The 14552-nt window shown below is 74.2% G+C and carries 11 protein-coding genes; 4 read left to right on the plus strand and 7 right to left on the minus strand.

The window, feature by feature from the left end; translation table 11 throughout:
• Positions 1–91: 91 nt before the first annotated feature.
• Positions 92–1477: a DUF5685 family protein gene (locus tag QOZ89_RS20880; protein ID WP_312624693.1), complete on the minus strand. Its 1386-nt coding sequence runs from the start codon at positions 1475–1477 to the stop codon at positions 92–94.
• A gap of 240 nt (positions 1478–1717) precedes the next feature.
• On the opposite strand from QOZ89_RS20880, the gene QOZ89_RS20885 reads away from it, so the two are divergent.
• Positions 1718–2431 carry an MBL fold metallo-hydrolase gene (locus tag QOZ89_RS20885; RefSeq protein WP_071046891.1) on the plus strand — a complete coding sequence of 238 codons (714 nt, stop codon included), beginning with the start codon at positions 1718–1720 and terminating at the stop codon, positions 2429–2431.
• 111 nt (positions 2432–2542) lie between these two features.
• Here QOZ89_RS20885 and QOZ89_RS20890 read toward each other — a convergent pair whose 3' ends face one another.
• Both QOZ89_RS20890 and QOZ89_RS20895 read right to left on the minus strand, forming a co-directional pair.
• The gene (locus tag QOZ89_RS20890; protein WP_083418155.1) at positions 2543–4114 is read right to left on the minus strand and encodes a M28 family peptidase; all 1572 of its coding nucleotides are present in this window, start codon (positions 4112–4114) and stop codon (positions 2543–2545) included.
• Between the two features lie 301 nt (positions 4115–4415).
• Positions 4416–5699 (minus strand): aminotransferase class V-fold PLP-dependent enzyme, encoded by a 1284-nt coding sequence (locus QOZ89_RS20895; RefSeq protein ID WP_241841497.1) that lies wholly within the window; start codon positions 5697–5699, stop codon positions 4416–4418.
• 249 nt (positions 5700–5948) lie between these two features.
• Between QOZ89_RS20895 and QOZ89_RS20900 the strand changes: the two genes are divergently transcribed.
• Together QOZ89_RS20900 and QOZ89_RS20905 are read left to right on the plus strand one after the other, a co-directional pair.
• Positions 5949–6908 (plus strand): quinone oxidoreductase family protein, encoded by a 960-nt coding sequence (locus tag QOZ89_RS20900; RefSeq protein ID WP_071046890.1) that lies wholly within the window; start codon positions 5949–5951, stop codon positions 6906–6908.
• A gap of 314 nt (positions 6909–7222) precedes the next feature.
• Entirely contained in the window at positions 7223–8248 is a 1026-nt protein-coding gene (locus QOZ89_RS20905) for a 2-dehydropantoate 2-reductase (RefSeq protein ID WP_198543072.1), read from the plus strand.
• Between the two features lie 126 nt (positions 8249–8374).
• Here QOZ89_RS20905 and QOZ89_RS20910 read toward each other — a convergent pair whose 3' ends face one another.
• Positions 8375–9685 carry an L-2-hydroxyglutarate oxidase gene (locus tag QOZ89_RS20910; RefSeq protein WP_071046897.1) on the minus strand — a complete coding sequence of 437 codons (1311 nt, stop codon included), beginning with the start codon at positions 9683–9685 and terminating at the stop codon, positions 8375–8377.
• A gap of 195 nt (positions 9686–9880) precedes the next feature.
• Between QOZ89_RS20910 and QOZ89_RS20915 the strand changes: the two genes are divergently transcribed.
• Positions 9881–11110: a GNAT family N-acetyltransferase gene (locus QOZ89_RS20915; protein WP_198543071.1), complete on the plus strand. Its 1230-nt coding sequence runs from the start codon at positions 9881–9883 to the stop codon at positions 11108–11110.
• A 25-nt stretch (positions 11111–11135) separates the two neighbouring features.
• Here the strand turns inward: QOZ89_RS20915 and fabI are convergent, their stop codons facing one another.
• From fabI to QOZ89_RS20930, 3 genes are all read right to left on the minus strand, one after another.
• Positions 11136–11909: an enoyl-ACP reductase FabI gene (gene fabI, locus QOZ89_RS20920; protein WP_071046889.1), complete on the minus strand. Its 774-nt coding sequence runs from the start codon at positions 11907–11909 to the stop codon at positions 11136–11138.
• Between the two features lie 671 nt (positions 11910–12580).
• On the minus strand, positions 12581–13792 hold the full coding sequence (locus QOZ89_RS20925; RefSeq protein ID WP_071046888.1) for a cation:proton antiporter: 1212 nt from the start codon (positions 13790–13792) through the stop codon (positions 12581–12583).
• Between the two features lie 15 nt (positions 13793–13807).
• Complete coding sequence (locus QOZ89_RS20930; protein WP_071046887.1) at positions 13808–14290, minus strand: cation:proton antiporter regulatory subunit; 483 nt, start codon at positions 14288–14290, stop codon at positions 13808–13810.
• Between the last annotated feature and the right edge of the window lie 262 nt (positions 14291–14552).

Consider the following 14552-nt stretch of genomic DNA (forward strand, 5'->3'; position numbering starts at 1 on the left):
GGGGGGGCAGGGGGAGGCACGGCACCATTTCAGCAGACGGTGACGAGACCTAACGTCTCGGCATAGGAGCGCAGGAAACGAATCTCGGTCGTCAGCAGTTGCAGTCGCAGCCGTCACAGCCATCGCAGCAGCTGCAGCACCCGTCAGCGCAGTCGCAGCAGTCGCAGCAGTCACCGCAGTTGCCCGAGCAGATGCCCTGCTTCTGCTGGCCGTCGAAGGGCGACGTGTAGTTGCCGCAGCACATCTGGCAGGTGCAGAACATCCCGGTCGCGGCGAGGCAGGTGGGGAAGGTGAGGCCGGGGCCCGGCCGCCCAGGGCCAGGTCCGCCAGGCCCACCCGGCCCGCCGGGGCCGGGATGGGGCGGCATGCCGGGCCCGGGACGGCCGGGCCCCGGCTGGGCGCCGCGGAACGCGTTGTCGACCGCCAGCTCCAGCTCGTGGACGAGCAGCAGGTGCGCCAGGCGGGCATGCCGGTTGCGTGGCCGCGGCCGCGGCCCGCCGCCGGACGACCGGGCGGACGCCCCATGCCTGGTCGAGCAGGCGGCGCCGTGCCCGGCCGCCTGGCCGTGGCGCGGGCAGCTCTCGTGCCCGCGATCCCCGGCGGCCCGCAGGGAACGGCTGGAACGGCTGGAGAGGCGAGAGAGGCGGGTGGCGGTGCGCGCGGAGCCGTCCGGGGCGGAGCCGTCGGCCGCGGGAGCGAACTTGACGTCGCGCAGGGCGAGCTCGATCCCGAGCAGCGCGTCGTCGCACAGCGCCCGTGCCTGGGCTTGGGTCGTTCCGGTGGCGGTCAGCGGGTTCCAGGCGCCTCTGGCGTCGTCGGCGGCCTGGTCGGCGACCGTGTCCAGCAGGTGCGCGAGCCGGCCGAACAGCCGGCCGGCCTCGGCGAGCGGCTCGGCGTTGCCCGGCCGGCCCGCGAGCACCGCCGTGTGCGCGAACGCCGCCTCGGCGGCCTCCTCGGCCGGCGCGGTCACCACGGTGAGCGCCGTGCCCGGTCCGGCCGCGGCCTCCACCGCCTGCTGCCGGCTGGCCGCGCGCTCCAGCACGTTCACGTCGAAGCCCAGCTCGGCGCCGAGGCTCGCGCCGCCGCGGGCCGCCGCGCCGGCGAACCGGCCGGCGAGCGCGGCGACCGGCCGGCGGGCGAACGGCCCGTCGCCGTCGGCGACGTGGTCGTCGACGTTCGTCGCGGCGGCGGTCAGCGAGACCGCGGCGGCGAGCATCGCGCCCCGGTCGTCCCGCGTCGCCACCTCGGCGGTGCGCAGCCCGCGCAGGGCACACGGCCCGGCTGTCCTCGTCGCCGCCTCACCGGTCTGTGCGGCTACCAGCACCGACAGCACCAGTCCGTCGACGTTCGTCGCTGCCCGCGCCCAGTGGCCCTGGCGGTCGCGCAGCGTCAGGCACATCCCGCAGAGGTGGGACATCCAGGTCGCCGTCAGCTCATCGCCCATTCGGTGCCGACACGGACGAAGGATGCCAAACATGGTCGTATGATTTCAGACTGCAGCAGCCGGGATGCGCATTTCGGGCTGATCCAAGCGTGTCGGCGCAGGTCAGCCTTGTCCCCACCGCCTGTGGGGTGGTCCGCCCATGATGCTTCCGTCGACGTGGTCGGGTTGGTGGTCCCCGCTTCTCGCGGGGTGGTCGACGCCCCTGGCTGCTGCCTCTGAAGCCAGTGCGTCAGGCGGGTCCCGGACACGCCCCACTTGGCTAGCCTGGCGAGTATGACCGATCGTCTGTATTTCCGTCAGCTGCTGTCGGGGCGGGACTTTGCCGTCGACGACCCCATCGCGCAGCAGATGGTCAACTTCTGCTACGTCATCGGGGACCGGGAGACCGGCGAGGCCGTCATCGTCGATCCGGCCTATGCGGCGGACGACCTGCTCGGCATCCTCGAGGCCGACGGGATGCGGCTGGTCGGCATGTTGGCCACCCACCATCACCCGGACCACGTCGGTGGCACGATGATGAACTTCTCGCTCGCCGGAATCGTGGACGTGCTGGCCAGGGCGCCGGCGCCGGTGCACGTCCACAAGAACGAGGCCGAGTTCGTCCGCCGGGTCACCGGCGTCTCCGAGACCGACCTCGTCTCCCACGACCACGACGACACGGTTGAGGTCGGCGCGATCCCGATCCGGCTGCTGCACACCCCCGGCCACACCCCGGGCAGCCAGTGCTTCCTCGTCGCGGACCGGCTGGTCGCCGGCGACACGCTGTTCCTCGACGGCTGCGGCCGCACCGATTTCCCCGGTGGCAGCCCGGCCGAGATGTACGAGAGCCTGCAGCGGCTCGCCGCCCTCCCGGACAACCCGGTGGTCTACCCCGGCCACTTCTACTCGCCGCCGCGCGGCAGCGCCCCGATGGCCGACGTCACCGCTACCAACATCGTCTACCGCCTCCGCGACCAGGCCCAGTGGCTGCGCGCCTTCGGCGGCTGACCCGGGCGTACGCGGCGCGGAGACCTGCGCGGTGCTGCCACCCTAGAGGGCCAAAGGGCGTGCGAAAATGATCTTCCTTCGCACGCCCGGCGGCCGTTGTCCCAAGGATCACTAACGGGTGACGAGCCCGGCGCGTAGTTTCGCCGCCGTGGTGCCCCGCGTCGACTGGATGACGCGGATCACGGCGCGGGCGATGGGCAGCAGGCTGTCACGGTCGACCTTGTCGAGGGTGTCGGCCTCGTCGAACAGGTACCAGGGCGCGGAGAGGAACTGGACGATCGGGACACCGGCCGTGTGGTAGAAGGCACCGTCGGACAGCGGGGCCGGGCCGAACGCGTCCGGCGCCAGCAGCATCGAGCGGCCCAGCCGCTCGGCGACGAGCGCGTCGTAGACCGTCTTCTCCAGCGAGGGAATCCCGCTGGTGAAGAACCAGCGGGGCACGCACCGGCCGGTGGGCCCGAGGCGGCCGTCGTGCTCGGCGAAGTCGCGGGCGGCGTGCTCCAGATGCACCTCGAGGACGACCTTCTCCAGCTCGGCGCCGTGCTTCGCCACGTAGTCGACCAGCCCGGCGCCGCCGTAGAAGTGCCCGCCGTGCAGCAGGAAGCGCATCCGATGGGGCCGGTCGGCCGCGGGAACACGGGCCCAGTAGGCGGCCTGGGCGAGCACCATCGCGATCCCGGTGCCGTCCTCGACCGCCGACGCCCACGGTCCGTCGTGGTGCGAGCCGACCAGCACCAGCTCGTCATCGCCCGCGGGCCCCGGGAGGTCGCCGACGATGTTGTCGCTACGGGCCGGCGCGGTGCTGGCCGCGACGTCGAGGCGGATCCGCACCTTCCCGCGGGCGAGCTGGTCACGCAGCCACCGGCCGTCACTCCCGTTGATCCACACTCCGGGGATCGCGGTCGTCTTGCCGTTGTACGGGAAGTAGTAGCGACAGTCGTCGCCGGGGTAGTCGAGCAGCGTCCCGACGAACGCGACGGCGCCCGCCTCGACCACCTGCTGGGCGATGCCGTCGGAGCCCGCGGGGAGCGGCAGGACCTGCGTCTCGCCCGCGAACGTGGCCTCCGGGTCGTACACCCGCTGGGCGGAGTCCTTCGGGACGCTCCCGAAGGTGGCTGGCAGCGCAGGCGGCAGCGCGGCGACCTTGGCGTCGACCAGCGCCGCCCGTCCGGCCGCGGCGCCCGGGGCCGCCTCGTCGAAATGCGCGAGCTCGACGTCGAGCCCCTCGGCCGGGGCGGCGAGCGGTACCGGGAAGCACCGCAGCTCGCGCGGCGCCGCGCCCGCCGGGGTCGCCATCAGCGAGTAGTGCGTCGGCTCCCACCTGGTGACCGCGACCGGTTCTGTGTGTACGTCGACCAGGCCGATCTCGCGGAACTTCGCGGCGACGAACCCCTCGACCCAGCTGTCCGCCGGGTAGCCGGGCCGGCGTACGCCCCGCGCCACGATCTGCTCGATCCAGCCCACCATCTCCTCGACCCCGGGCGGGGCCGCCGGCCCCGTCGTGGCTGTCGCCGTCGCCGGGCCGGCGCTCCCCGACTGGCACCCGGCCACACCCGTGACCGTCACCGCCGCGGCGGCGAGCGTCCCGCCGAGGAACTCGCGCCGCCCGAGCGGCACGGCGGCCCATCTGTCGGCGCCCGGGCGCGCCGCGCCCTCCTCGGCGGCCTTCCGCGACCTGGCCATCGCCTGCCTCCCGCCTGAGATCGCCCAGGAGCCTCGTCCGGATCGGCGGACGGACGGGACGACGGTGCCCGGTGTCCTGCCCACGAGGACGCCGTCGACCATGCCCCGTGCCCGCCGCCGTCCGGCTCGGCCCTCGACCGCCGGGCGGACATCCAGGTTGGCGCTCCGTGCCCAACCTTATCCACTTCGTGCATACGCTTCTAGATCGGCATCGTCGCCCGCGTCCCGGCGAGGCTGAGGATCGCCAGCTGAGGGAGAGGGTCCGCGGTCGCATGCGGTCGGAGCGGATCCAGGCGAGCCGTCAGGGCGCGGGCCGCGTGGTGACGCGTTCGAGGGCCTCTGCGAGGTGGTCGAGGTCGGCGGGGGTGCTGTGAACGTGGGGGCTGACGCGCAGCGCCGGGACCGCGTCGCGGGCTCTGGTCTCGTCGATCGCGGTCGTGAGGATGCGCTCCTCGCGCTGGAGGCGGGCGCGTATCGCCGCCGGGTCGATGCCGCGGGGAGGGCGGAGGGTGACGATCCCGGACGGGGAGGCGGCGTCCTCGCCGAGACGCCAGCCCGCGACCCCGCCGAGCCGCCTCCGCGCCGCCGTGCCCAGGGCCTGGATGCGGGCACGCACCCGCTCCGGCCCCGCCTCGACGTGCTCGGCCAGCGCCGCCGCCAGCCCCACCCGCGCCGCGACCGGAGCCTCCCCGATGTCGAACCTGCCGACGCCCCCGAACGCGACGAGCCGCCCACCGCCTGGCGCCACCGGGTCGGGCTCCCAGCGGGCCGTGTACCCCGTCGGGGCGGGTACGCCGAGCCGGTCGACAAAGTCGGGCCGCACGGCGAGGAATCCGACGCCGCGCGGTCCGCACAGCCATTTGCGTGACGTTCCGACGTAGGCCGCGACGCCGCCGGTCGCGCCGGCGGCCGTCGCGTCGACGTGGCCGAGCGACTGGGCGACGTCGAGCAGCACGGGTACCCCGGCGTCCCGGCACAGCGCGGCCACCGCCACGGTCGGCTGGACGATGCCCCGTTGGCTCGGCACCTCGGGGAACGTCACCAGGTCCAGGCGGTCCAGCACCGCGGGGCCGTCACCCCGGCGGAGGCGGTCGACGTCGATCCGGCCGTCGGGGAGCACCGGCAGGTCGACGAGCTCCAGGCCGTCGCGCAGCGCGCGGGCCCGCAGGGCGAGCAGGTTCGAGGAGAAGTCGCTCGGCACGATGCCGACCCGCCCGCCGCGCGGCAGCGGCCAGGCGTCGAGCAGCGCGGTGAACGCCGAGGTCGCGCAGTGGTGGAAGGCCACGTCGGCCTCGGCCAGCGCCGGGTCGAGCAGCCCGGCGAGGGCGGCCCGCGCCGCGTCGAGGCGTTCGGCCGCCCGCTCCTGGGCACCGTACGAGCCGAGCGTCGCCTCCGCGGCCAGGTGCGACGTCTGCGCGTCGACGACGGCCTGGCTGGCCGGGCCCGCCGCGGCCGCGTCCAGGTGGACCACCGCCAGCCCCTCGCGCGCCGCCAGCCACCGCCGGCCCAGATCCGGGAAGGGCACCGCCTCCTCGCCACCCGCGCTCGCCTCGCCGCTGGTTCCCGCCTCGCCGGCGGCTGCCACCCTGTCGCCACGCACTCCCGTCACGGTGCCAGGCCGAGGAGAGCGCGACAATGGCGAAGCCTCGCGCGCCGGAAGCCTCACGCGCCGGAGCACCGGTCCAGCTGCCAGAGTGGCATCCGACGGCCGGTCCCAGCAGGAAACGACCAGGGGTTCTCGTCGCCCGGAACCGCGATGTGCCCCTCGTCTCACAGGTGCGGCCGGGTGGGGGCGCGATGGCGGCCCGCCCGGCCGGGAGAGAGGCGCGCGGCGATGAGCGACGGGGTGACGACGAGGGCGGTCCGGCTGGTGGCGGTCGGGGAGCCGCTACAGGTGGTGGAGAACGCCCGGCTGCTGGCACCGGGGGCGGGCGAGGTGCTCGTCCGCGTCGACTACGCGGGCGTCAACCCGATCGACACGTACGCCGCTGTCGGGATCGTCGGCGACACCGCCCGGCTGCCGCGGACCATCGGCGTCGAGGGCACCGGGATCGTCGACGGCGCCCGCGTCGTCGTCACCGGCTCCGGCCTCGGGCTCTTCCGTGACGGCACCTGGGCGGGCGCGCTCGTCGCGCCGCGCGACGCCGTCGTCGAGGTGCCCAGGGAACTGGACCCGACCCAGGCGGGCGCGATCGGCACGGTGGCGGTGACCGCGTACGAGGCGCTGCACGTGCTCGGCCGGGTCACCGCGGACGACCGGGTGCTGGTGCTCGGCGCCGGCGGCGGGGTCGGGGTCGTCGCGGTTCAGCTGGCGAAGATCGTCGGGGCGAGCGTCGTCGGGCAGGTCGGGTCGGCGGCCAAGGCGGACGCGGTCGCGGCGCTCGGCGCGGACCGGGTGGTGGTGACGGGCGCGAGCGGCCTGGTCGCCGAGGTCGGTGACTTCCGCCCGACGCTGGTCATCGACCCGCTCGGCGGCGGCTTCACCCCGGGCGCGGTGGAGCTCGCGGCGATCAGTGGGAGGATCGTGATTCTCGGCGTCTCCGCCGGCCAGGACATCCCGTTCCCCGGCCGCACCTTCTACCGCAAGGGGCTGAGCCTGCTCGGCTACGCCGGCCTGGTCTCGACCCCCGAACGGCGCGTCGCCGCCGTGCGTGCCATCGCCGCCGACATCGTCGCCGGCAGGCTGCGGATCCCCATCGACGAGGTGGTCCCCCTTGACCGCTTCGACGACGCCATCGCCCGCCTGCGCGACCGCTCCGTGCTCGGCAAGGTCGTCCTCGCCACCCAGCGGTAACCCGCGCACCGTGAAGACCCCGCCTGCCGGGCACCGCGAGTTGCCGGGCATCGCGAAGACCTCGCGCACCGCGGACGCACAGCCGGAGTGCGTTCGCTGTGCGGGTAGGCCGGCGAAGGGTACGGCCTGAATGGGCCGGAGCGGGCAGGACGGCGCGGAAGGGGCTGAACTGGGCGTATGCCGGCGCAGTGGGGCAGAACACCGCGGGCGGTGAGCCGGTCCGGTGGCCGGTGCGGGCCGGGTTCCGGCAGTCTCGTGGTATGGCCGAATCCGGGGCGGCCTCGGCGCTGCCCGCCCATCACGGGGTTCCGGGCATGGCCGAGCCGGGCGAGCGGCCCTCGCGTGCCAGGGTGGGGACCGCGGCACCGCCGGGGCCGGAGATGGACTTCGTCACCGGCCGGCTCGCGCGGCCGGCGCCGCCGCGCGCTGGCATGCCCTCCGCGAGGGTCGCCGTCATCGGGGCCGGCGCGGTCGGTGGTTACTTCGCGGCCCGCGCCGCCGCGGGCGGGGCTGAGGTGTGGCTGTGCGTCCGCCGCCCGTTCGACCAGTTGGTCGTCGTCTCGACCGGGGCGGACGGCGGCGACGTCGAGGCCGAGGTGCCCGCCGAGGTGGTCACCGACCCGGCGAAGCTGCCCCCGTACGGGTTCGACTGGGTGCTGCTCGCCACCAAGGCCCATCAGATCCCGGCCGTGGCGCCGTGGCTCACCGCGACCGTCGGGCCGGGAACCAGCGTCGCCGTGCTGCAGAACGGCGTGCGCCACGCCGAGCGGGTCGCCGCGTTCGCCCACCCCGACCAGGTGCTGCCCGCCGTCGTCTACATCAACGCCGAGGCCGAGCGGCCCGGCGTGGTCCGCCACCGCGCCGGCGGCGTGCTGCAGGTGCCTGACGTCCTGCTGGCCGAGCGGCTGGCCGAACGGGTCCTCACGGCCGGCGAGGTCCGCCTCACCGAGGACTTCGCCACCGCCGCCTGGACGAAGCTGTGCGTCAACAGCGCCGCGAACACCCTGACGACCCTGACCGGGCGCCGCCTGGAGGTGCTCCGTCGCGACGACGTCGCCCAGCTCGCGCTCGCGATCATGGCGGAGGCGGTCGCGGTCGCCCGCGCCGACGGCGCCGAGGTGCCCGAAGGGCTGCCGGAGTTCACCGTGCGCCGGCTGCGCGGCCAGCCGCCGGGCGCGGGCACGTCGATGCTCTACGACCGGCTAGCCGGCCGCCGCCTCGAGCACGAGGCGCTGATCGGCGCCGTCGTCCGCATCGGCGCCGAGTACGGCGTGCCCACCCCGACCTGCGTGACCGTGCTCCCCCTGCTCGCCGCCATCAGCGACGGCGCCGAGACCTGACCTGCGTTCATATCGCCGATTCAGGGACGTTGATCGGGCGAGCTGTCTCTCATGCCGGGTTGCCCGCGGGGTCCCCGCCGATTGGCCGAAAGCGGCCCGCAAGCCGGGCCGCCACAGTGATGGCGGTCAATCGGTGGGGCGGGTGGAGTCGGTCTGGGGCTCGGGGACGAGCTTGGCGACGATGTACTCGGCGATCGCCAGGGACGCCGTCGCGCCGGGGGATGGGGCGTTGCGGACGTGTAGGACGCGGCCGTGCTGGGCGAGCACGAAGTCGTCAACGAGGCCGCCGTCACGGTCCACGGCCTGGGCGCGCACACCCGCGGGGCCGCGCATGACGTCCGCGGCGGACAGTTCCGGCACGTAGCGGCGGGCCTCGGCGACGAACGCCCGCTTGCTGGCGGTGCGCAGCATCTCCTTGGCGCCGGTCTTCCAGTGCGTCCTGGCCAGCTTGCGCATGCCGGGCCAGGCGAGCGTCTCCCGCAGGTCGGCGCCCTTGACGGTGCCGACGGTGTAGCCCTCGCGGGCGGTGGCGAGCACCGCGTTCGGGCCGACGAGCACCTCGCCGTCGACCCGCTTGGTCAGGTGGATCCCGAGGAACGGGTACCGCGGGTCTGGCACCGGGTAGATCAGGCCGCGTACCAGATCGCGCCGCTCGGGCCGCAGCAGCCAGTAGTCGCCGCGGAACGGGATGATCCGGGGCGACGGGTCCTCGCCGGTGAGCCGCGCGACCTGGTCGGACTGCAGCCCGGCGCAGGAGACCAGCAGGTCGAACGGGCCGATCTGCTCCGTCACCTCGCGCAGCTCGGCCTTCGCGGCGGCGCTGTCACCGTCCGGGTGGTGCCCGTTCGGCGCCACCGGCGCGGTCCCGCGCACGCGCACCCGCAGCCACACGCCGTCGGTCTTCTCCTCGATCCCGACGACCTCGGCGCCGGTGCGCACCGTGCCGCCGGCGTCGAGAACGTCCGCGCGCAGCGCCCGGCAGACCGCCGGGTAGTCGACGATCGCCGTCGTGGGGGAGTGCAGCGCGGCGACGCCGCGCGCGTGCGGCTCGATCCCGCGCAGCCCGTCGCCGTCGAGCCATTCGCAGCGCGGCACACCGTTCGCCTCGGCTCGGCGGGCGATCTCCTTGAGCCGGTCGATCTCGGTGTCGTCGACCGCCACGACGACCTTGCCGCACTCGTCGTAGCGGATGTTGTGCTTGGCGACGTACTCACGCAGCAGGCCGACGCCGCGCCGGCACAGCGTCGCCTTCAGCGAGCCGGGCGTGTAGTACAGGCCGGCGTGCACCACCCCGCTGTTGCGACCGGTCTGGTGGCGGGCGATGTCCTGTTCCTTCTCGAAGACGGTCACCGCGGCCGACGGGTCGACCTGCCCGAGACGCCTGGCCACCGCCAGTCCCAGGATCCCGCCGCCGACCACCGCGATACGTCCCGCCACCTTGCCGCCGCCTCCCGTTTCGCGAGCCTCACCCAACCCCCGCCGTCGTCCAGTATCCAAGCCCGGCCGTCCGGCCCGTCCGCAGGTCCCGCGCTTGCCCGGCTGTTCCCGGAATCTCCCGTGACGGGTGGCGCCGGACAGGCGAGGATGCCTGGGCCGGGCGGGGCCGGCTGGCGGCGTGTGGAGGGAGAGTCAGTGGGCGGGCACGAGGTGCGGGTCGTCAGTCCGGCGGAGCGGCCCGCGGGGATGCGGGTGTTCCGCACGGCGCTGGTCGCGTTCCCCGATCCCGGCTTGTTCACCGCCGAGGACCCACACGGCGACGCGTACTTCGAGAAGGACCGGATGTTCGGCGCCTTCGTCGACGGCGAGATGGTCGGCACCACCGACTCGCTCGCGAGCTGGCTCGCCGTCCCGGGCGGGCGGCGGCTGCCGCACACCGCCGTCACCGGGGTGGGTGTGCTGCCGACGCACACCCGCCGCGGCCTGCTCACCGCGCTCATGCGCGCGCAGCTGGACGACGCCGTCGCCCGCGGCGACGTCGTCGCCACGCTGCGGGCCAGCGAGGCGGTGATCTACGAGCGGTTCGGGTACGGCATGGCGACGCAGACCGGGCAGGCCGTGGTGACGACGTCCAAGGCTCGTTTTCGGCCGACCGCGCCGCGCGGCGGACCGGTGCGCCTCGTGGACTCGGCCGACTGCCAGGACCTGCTTGCCGCCGTCCACGAGAACCTGTCGGCGCACCAGCCGGGCGCCATGGGACGTTCCGCGCCGTGGTGGCGGCTGCGGACGCGGCCGAAGCCGGGAAGAATCGCCTACGTCGCGGTGCACGGCGAGCCCGGCGCCGAGGACGGGTTCGCGCGCTACCACCCGGCTGAGGCCGTCGACTGGCACATGGACGGCGAACGGACGATCGTCGTCGACGACCTGGTCGCCGGCACGCCCGCGGCCAGGGCGGCCCTGCTGCGCTTCCTGCTGGGCCTCGACCTCGTCGACAGGATCGTGATCGACGACCTGCCGCTCGACGACCCGCTGCCCGCGGCGCTGACCGACCACCGCGCCGTGCGGTTCCGCGAGATCGAGGACGAGACGTGGCTGCGGCTGCTGGACGTGCCGGTGGCACTGGCGGCCAGGGCCTACCAGGGCGCCGGGAGCGTCGTCATCGATGTCGTCGACGACCTGCTGCCTGCGAACTCGGGCGTCTACGAGATCAGCCAGGCCGGCGCCACCCGGCTGGCGCTGTCCGCACAGGCGCCGGCCGGCCTGAGGGCCGGCGTGGCCGCCCTCGGCGCGGTCTACCTGGGCGGAACACGCTGGTGGCAGCTCGCCGCCGCCGGCCGGGTCGACGTACTCGACCCGGCCGCCCTCACCACCGCCGACACACTGTTCGCCACCAACGCTCAGCCCTACAGCGGCACCCGCTTCTGACCGGCCGAGTCTCGATCGCCCTTCTCTAAGCGCCGATGGCGTGGAAGCCGCCGTCGACGTGGATGATCTCGCCGGTGGTGGCGGGGAACCACTCGGACATGAGGGCGACGCAGGCGCGGGCGGCGGGCTCGGTGTCCTGAACCTCCCAGCCGAGCGGCGCCTTGTCATCCCAGACCGCCTCGAACTTCTGGAAGCCGGGGATGCTCTTGGCGGCCATGGTGCGCAGCGGACCGGCGGAGACCAGGTTCACCCGTACGCCGCGGGGGCCGAGGTCACGGGCGAGGTAGCGGGCGGCGGAGGCGAGGCCGGCCTTGGCGACCCCCATCCAGTCGTAGCTCGGCCAGGCGACCGAGGCGTCGAAGTCCAGGCCGACGACGCTCGCGTGCTCGCCGAACAGCGGCAGCGTCGCCCGGGTGAGCGCGGCCAGCGACCAGGTCGACACCTGCAGCGCGGTGCCCACCTCCGGCCAGGCGGCGTCGACGAACGGCTTGCCGCCGAGCACCGACTCGGGCGCGAAGCCGATCGCGTGCAGCACCCCGTCCAGGCCGTCGACGTGTTCGAGCACCTTGTCGGCGAGCCCGCCGAGGTGCTCCTCGTCGGTGACGTCCAGCTCGATGACCGGGGCCTCCGTCGGCAGGCGGCGCGAGATCCGGCGGGTGAGCGACAGCCCGCGGCCGAAGCCGGTGAGCACGACGTTGGCGCCCTGCTCCTGGGCGATCCGGGCGACCGCGAACGCGATCGACGCGTCGGTCAGCACGCCGGTGACGAGAACCCGCTTGCCTTCGAGAAGTCCGCTCATGGTTGGCATCCTGCCAAAGCCGCCACCTAGGGCGACACATCCGGTGGGTGTGTCTGTGTCTCTGGTTCGCTCCGTGCGGACACGGCCCTCCGGCAGCCCGCTCGCCTGGCGGCTCGCGGGCTACCTCCGGGCCGTGTCCTCCTGCGCTCACGTGCGCTGCGGCGACCTCCGCTGCGGCCCGACCACGTCGCTTCGCTCGTAGCCGGGCCTCCGCGGAGGTGCGCCTCCGCGCCAGCTCGGTTGCGTGCCGCTTGAGCGGCACGAATCGGGGTCCTGGTCTGAGCCGGATCTTGATCGTTTTGTGGGAGCCGCCGGTCAGGCAGGAAGGCGACCCCACGAGCGAAGCGACGTGGCCCCCGGGCGGGTGTGTTGTGGTGTCGTGACGTTCAAGCGGGTGGTGACCGTGCGGCGCGGAGGCGCACCTCCGCGGAGGCACGCCTACGAGCGCAGCGAAGTAGGCGAGCCGCAGCGGAGGTCGCCGTAGCGCACGTTCGCGGAGGAGGACGGCGCGCGGAGGTCCCTTGGGAGCGAAGCGAGTAAGGGGCCGTAGCGTGCCGCCCGGACGGAGCGAACCATCAACAACCTTTAGCCCCGACCCGGTTCGACCCTGGCGGCCGGGAGCGAAGCGAGTAAGGGGCCGGAGCGCGCCGCCCGCACGGAGCGAACCAATGTCACAGCGGCCCGCTGGAAGCGGCCGTGGCGGGCTTCCGGTTCATGCGGCGCAGGCCTGCCCTGGTGACCGGCTCGACGAACCGGGCGGCGAGCGGGCCTAGCACCGCCATCAGCAGCACATAGCTGGCGGCGAGTGGCCCGAGCCGCGGGCTGACCCCGGCCGAGACCGCGAGCCCGGCGATGACGATCGAGAACTCGCCTCGCGCGACCAGCGCCGTGCCGGCGCGGAACCGGCCGAGCGTCCCGATCCCGGCCCTTCTCGCCGCCCACCAGCCCGTCGCCACCTTCGTCGCCACCCCGGCGACGGCGAGCACCGACGCCACGGCCAGCACCGGCGGGATCTCCGCCGGGTCGGTGTGCAGGCCGAAGAACACGAAGAACACGGCGGCGAACAGGTCACGCAGCGGGGTCAGCACCTCGCGCGCCCCCTCCGCCACCGGCCCGGACAGGGCGATGCCGACGAGGAACGCACCCACCGCCGCCGACACCTGCAGCCGCTGGGCGACGCCCGCGACCAGCAGGGCCAGCCCGAGCGCCCGTAGCAGGATGATCTCGTCGTTGCGCTCCGACTTCGGGTTGAACACGAGCCGGGTGACCTTGGAGCTGTGGCGCAGCGCGACGAACAGCACCGCGACCAGCGCGCCGAGCGCGATGGCGAGCGTCAGCGAGCCGCGCGCGACCGTCTGGTGGGCGAGCAGCGCGGTGACGATCGGCAGGTAGACGGCCATCGCCAGGTCCTCGATCACCAGGACCGACAGCACCACCGGGGTCTCCCGGTTACCGAGCCGCCCGAGGTCGCCGAGGACCTTCGCGATGATCCCGGACGACGAGATCGCGGTGACGCCGCCCATGACGACCGCGGCGGTCCCGCCCCAGCCGAGCAGGAACGCGGCGGCGACGCCGGGCACGGCGTTGAGCAGGAGGTCGACGGCGCCCGCCGGGGCCTGTCTGCGCAGGCCGTGGATCAGCTCGTCGGCGGTGTACTCCAGGCCGAGAGTGAGCAGAAGCAGGACCACGCCGATCTCGGCGCCGGTCTTGATGAACTCCTCGCTGGCGACCAGCGGCAGCAGCCCGCCCTTGCCGAAGGCGAGCCCGGCGACGAGGTAGAAGGGGATCGGGGAGATCCCGACCATGCTGGCGAGGTGCCCGATGACGCCGAGGCAGAACAGGACCCCGCCGAGCTCGATGAAAATCGAAGCAGTGTGTTCCATGCCGTCGTCCCGCCGTCAACCGGTGCGGAACAGCTCGGCGACCGCGGCGGTGTTGTCCGGCGTCCCGACGACCACGACGACGTCGTCCGCCTCGAACCGGAAGTCCGGCCGGGGCGAGGCGAGCACCTCGTGGTCGCGCACGACGGCCACGATCGAGGCGCCGGTGCGGGTTCGGGCCTGGGTGTCGCCGAGCAGCCCGCCGGCGTACGGCGACTCCGGCGCGATCTTGATCTGTTCGCCGACCAGGCCCGCGAACACCTTGCTCAGGTCGGCGAGCTTCTCCACGATGTGCGGCGCGCCGAGCAGCTCCGACAGCGCGTCGCTCTCCTCGCCGGTGAGCGTGAGCGACTCGGCGACCGAGTCCGGGTCGCCGGCGTCGTAGATCACGAGGTCGCGCCGCCCCTTGTGCCGCGACACGACGCCGACCCGCCGGCCGGCGCGGGTGTTGAACTCGTGCCGCAGCCCGATCCCGGGAAGCGCGGTCTCCTCGATGTCCACGATGGGGCCTTTCGTCGCCTGTCGTCGGTCAGGGTCGCTAGATCGACGGCTTCCGGCTCGTCGTCCGCCGACAACCTCCGGCGGCGCGAGACGTGCCAGCTTCGCCGTCGGAGTCCCCGAGGGGTCCTGCCGGGACGGCGAAGCCACGAGGCGTCCGTCGGAAGGCCGGGCTCGTGCCACCGGGATCGCCGGCGAGCGCCACGCCGGGTGAGCGCACGGCGCCGAGCGGTCCAGCCTCCCCGTCCGCCCCAGCCGAGGCCGG

The organism is Pseudofrankia coriaricola (assembly GCF_032027725.1).
GTDB lineage: Bacteria > Actinomycetota > Actinomycetes > Frankiales > Frankiaceae > Pseudofrankia.

What these genes read in the sequence shown, in the direction of transcription:
- QOZ89_RS20880 (WP_312624693.1), bottom strand. Translation starts at nt 1,477, where the DNA reads ATGTTTGGCATCCTTCGTCCGTGTCGGCACCGAATGGGCGATGAGCTG.
- QOZ89_RS20885 (WP_071046891.1), top strand. Translation starts at nt 1,718, where the DNA reads ATGACCGATCGTCTGTATTTCCGTCAGCTGCTGTCGGGGCGGGACTTT.
- QOZ89_RS20925 (WP_071046888.1), bottom strand. Translation starts at nt 13,792, where the DNA reads ATGGAACACACTGCTTCGATTTTCATCGAGCTCGGCGGGGTCCTGTTC.
- QOZ89_RS20900 (WP_071046890.1), top strand. Translation starts at nt 5,949, where the DNA reads ATGAGCGACGGGGTGACGACGAGGGCGGTCCGGCTGGTGGCGGTCGGG.
- QOZ89_RS20905 (WP_198543072.1), top strand. Translation starts at nt 7,223, where the DNA reads ATGGCCGAGCCGGGCGAGCGGCCCTCGCGTGCCAGGGTGGGGACCGCG.
- fabI (WP_071046889.1), bottom strand. Translation starts at nt 11,909, where the DNA reads ATGAGCGGACTTCTCGAAGGCAAGCGGGTTCTCGTCACCGGCGTGCTG.
- QOZ89_RS20890 (WP_083418155.1), bottom strand. Translation starts at nt 4,114, where the DNA reads ATGGCCAGGTCGCGGAAGGCCGCCGAGGAGGGCGCGGCGCGCCCGGGC.